At 44.7% G+C, this 3,572-nt stretch carries 4 protein-coding genes; all 4 read left to right on the top strand.

Annotated elements, in window-relative coordinates:
• Positions 1-495: DUF1848 family protein (locus Q0Y54_RS12295; protein WP_297968512.1), on the top strand; the 495-nt coding region annotated here is incomplete at its 5' end.
• 82 nt (positions 496-577) lie between these two features.
• A complete protein-coding gene (locus tag Q0Y54_RS12290; protein ID WP_297968509.1) occupies positions 578-958 on the top strand; it encodes a PH domain-containing protein in 381 nt (126 codons plus the stop codon).
• Positions 959-1,008: 50 nt separating this feature from the next.
• Positions 1,009-2,241, top strand: coding sequence for a diaminopropionate ammonia-lyase (locus tag Q0Y54_RS12285; RefSeq protein WP_297968506.1), 1,233 nt, complete (start codon positions 1,009-1,011; stop codon positions 2,239-2,241).
• 286 nt (positions 2,242-2,527) lie between these two features.
• Positions 2,528-3,379 carry a DUF3737 family protein gene (locus tag Q0Y54_RS12280; protein ID WP_297968503.1) on the top strand — a complete coding sequence of 284 codons (852 nt, stop codon included), beginning with the start codon at positions 2,528-2,530 and terminating at the stop codon, positions 3,377-3,379.
• The last annotated feature ends 193 nt before the right edge of the window (positions 3,380-3,572 follow it).

The raw sequence follows: 3,572 nt of genomic DNA, 5'->3' as shown, positions 1-3,572 counted from the left end.
TACACAATAGAGGGGCATCTGGAATGGTTCAAAAATACCCTTGATTCCTTGGCTCCCTGTGTGGAGCGTTGTGTTATCAGCTTTATTGACCTGTATGCCAAGTCGAAAAAGAACACACAGGGGCTGAATCTCCATGAGCTTTCTGAGGAGGAAATGAATGAGCTGGCGGCAGGAATGTCAAATATTGCCAAGGGGAGTGGCGTTGTACTTCAAACCTGCTCTGAGGCCATTGATTTGGAAAGGTACGGAATAGGTCACGGAGCCTGCATAGATGGAGAATTGGTGGAACGCATAGTTGGTAGGAAACTTAACATCAGCAGGGCCAAAACACAGCGACCACTTTGTAACTGCGTGGAGAGCTTCGACATCGGGCAATATGACACCTGTATCCATGGCTGCCGTTATTGTTATGCTAATGCCAGCTTAGATCGAGCAAAACGGGGCTTTGATAACCATAATATTAACTCGTCAGTAATAACCGGCAGTTTGCTGTGAGATGAGCATATTACTATGCATGAATAAAAAATAAGATATATAATGTTAGTATAGAAGTTGTCTGGTATAGGAGGCGAGAATTATGGGGATAATTAGTGGCTTGATGGGCAATGCATCCCAGACAAACATTGAAGATGTAAAAAAGGACTATGCCAAGCTCCTTGGGCAAAATGAAAAGGTGATACAGGCTTATCAGTGGATTCGGGATTTGATGATTTTTACTGATTATCGGCTTATATTGGTGGATATCCAGGGAGCTACCGGCAAGAAGGTGAATTATCATTCCATACCATATAAAAATATTCGCCACTTTGAGGTGGAGTCGGCGGGGCATTTTGATTTAGATGCAGAGCTGAAAATCTGGGTGGCAGATATGGGAAGTACACCATTAGTAAAGACCTTTAGTAAGGATGCTGATGTTTATCGTGTTCAGGCCCTTTTGGCACAGTGTATTGGGCGGTAATGGTAATTTAAGAAAGGATATAAACTTCGGAAAGTAGCAGGTGGATTGCAATGAAAGAACACAGAACAGGCTGTATTTCTGTGATACAGAACACCGCCAGGTCTGAGGGAAAAGGGCCGGCGTTTCTCTCCGAAGCAGTTGTTGCCCAAGTCCAAAGGATTCATCGGGGATACCCTGATTATCACGAGACTCCGCTCCGTAGGCTGGATGCTATGGCTGAGAAGTTGGGAGTAAAGGCGTTCTTTGTAAAAGACGAGTCACAGCGCTTTGGATTGAACGCATTCAAGGGATTGGGCGGTCTCTACGCGCTAACCAGAGTGGTTTGCCGGGAGCTTGGTCTTGACGCAGAGAAAATCAGCTTTTCTGATTTAAAAAAGACGGAGTATCAGGAGGCTGTTCACAAGATGGTGTTCGTCACCGCGACGGACGGAAATCATGGAAAGGGTGTGTCATGGGCAGCGGGGCAGCTTGGCTGTGCGGCTCATGTCTATATGCCCATAGGCTCCAGTGAGCTCCGTGCTAAGGCCATTAGGGATGTTAATCCGAAGGCGGAGGTCACTATCACGAAGAGTGGGTACGATGATACCGTGCGCTATGTTGCAAAGATGGCGGAGAAGCATGGGTGGATTCTGATTCAGGATACCAGCTGGGATGGGTATGAGGATATTCCATCTTGGATTATTCAGGGATATACAACCATGGCGGAGGAAGCCTGCAGACAGATGGAGGAACAGGGGCTTGTGCCTACCCATGTGTTTTTGCAAGCCGGTGTAGGAGCCATGGCAGGGGGCGTTACTGGATATCTGGTGAATCGCTATGATGGCAGTAGACCAGCCATCGGCGTGGTGGAACCGGAAAATATGGCGTGTGTGTATCAGTCTGCTTTGATAGGGGACGGAGAGGCACATGAAGCAGTGGACCAGACCCCGACTATCATGGCAGGTCTAAACTGCGGTGAACCATGCACAATTGCCTGGCCGATCATTAGAGACTTTGTGGATTGGTATTTCAAATGCCCAGATTATGTTTCAGCCTATGGAATGCGCTTGCTGGCAGCACCACAGGGGACGGATTCGAAAATAATATCTGGAGAAAGTGGGGCCGTGACCACTGGGCTTGTAAATCTCATTGCCGGGAAAGAAGAATATGCAGATATAAAAAAGCTTTTGAAGCTTGACCAGGCCTCGGTGGTCCTCTGCATCAGCACGGAGGGCGATACAGACCCTGAGCATTATCGTAAGATTGTGTACGAAGGAAAAAATCCAATGCCACAGCAGGAATAATTATATATTTGTAGGATCATGTGCTGATGGAAAATTATGATGTGGCCGGTTAAGGAAGTATGTCATTTCAGAAGATAAATTTGTTTAATCGCGTTTTGGTACAGAGTCGTCAATATGGCGACTCCTTTTTGCGTTATATATAATAAAATAGAGGATTTTTACTATCTGATGTAGAAACTCTAATGGGTTGAAATTTTCATCGTATTTTCAGCTTGATTTGGTTAGATAATTCGGAGTGTTTTACTCGGATTTTAACGATGGTTACATATATGTAAATGGAGGAAAAATGATGAAAGAAATTAATGAGCAGAGACTTACCGGTGAGAGAGCATTGTTCATGGGTAAGGATTTGGAAATAAAAAATTGTATATTTGCTGATGGGGAATCACCTTTAAAGGAAAGCCGCAATATTTTTATTGAAAATTCCAGCTTTCAGTGGAAGTATCCTTTATGGTACAGCAAGGATATTACTGTAAAAAATAGTGCGGTTTTTGAAATGGGACGGGCCGGAATATGGTATACTGATAATGTGACCTTTGAGGATGTGCTTTTTGAGGCACCCAAGGGCTTTAGACGTTGTGATGGTATTAAACTTAATCACGTAAATTTTCTGAACGCCGACGAGACCCTTTGGCATTGCTCCCATATTGAAATGAAGCAGGTGGCGGCCAAGGGAAACTACTTTGCCATGGACAGCAGGGATATCAAGATAGATGGCTTTAATCTGGCGGGCAACTATTCCTTTGATGGCTGTGAAAATGTGGAAATCCGCAATGCCAAGATGATTTCCAAGGATGCCTTCTGGAACTGCAAAAACGTGACTGTATATGACAGCTATATTTGCGGGGAGTATATTGGCTGGAATTCAGAAAATGTAACCCTGGTAAATTGTACTATTGAAAGCAATCAGGGCTTTTGCTATATGAAGAACGTTACCCTGAAGAATTGTCGCCTTTTGAATACGGATTTGGCCTTTGAATACGTGTCCGATGTTGATGCGGAGATTACTACCAGAGTTGTAAGTATTAAAAATCCAATTTCCGGCCGCATTCAGGCGGCAGGCGTTGAGGAACTGATCTTTGACGACCCGGCCATTGACAAGAATGCTACGGAGCTGGTGTTCACTGAAAATAAATAATCAAGGAATGTTTGGATGAATATTATTAGTGTAATCCATAATGAGAAAGAGCTGCATTGGCGGCAAATGCTAAAGTGCGTATGGAGCCTGAGTATTCCAGCAATGCTGTCTCAGATAACATATATTGTTATGGAATACATCGATGCGGCCATGGTGGGAAGCCTTGGGGCAGCAGCCTCTGCCTCCATAGGCC

Origin of the sequence: uncultured Anaerovibrio sp., from assembly GCF_947302755.1 — a bacterium.
Taxonomy (GTDB): domain Bacteria; phylum Bacillota; class Negativicutes; order Selenomonadales; family Selenomonadaceae; genus Anaerovibrio.
The sequence above is the reverse complement of the archived record's forward strand: the minus strand, read 5'-3'. Positions and strand labels throughout refer to the sequence as shown.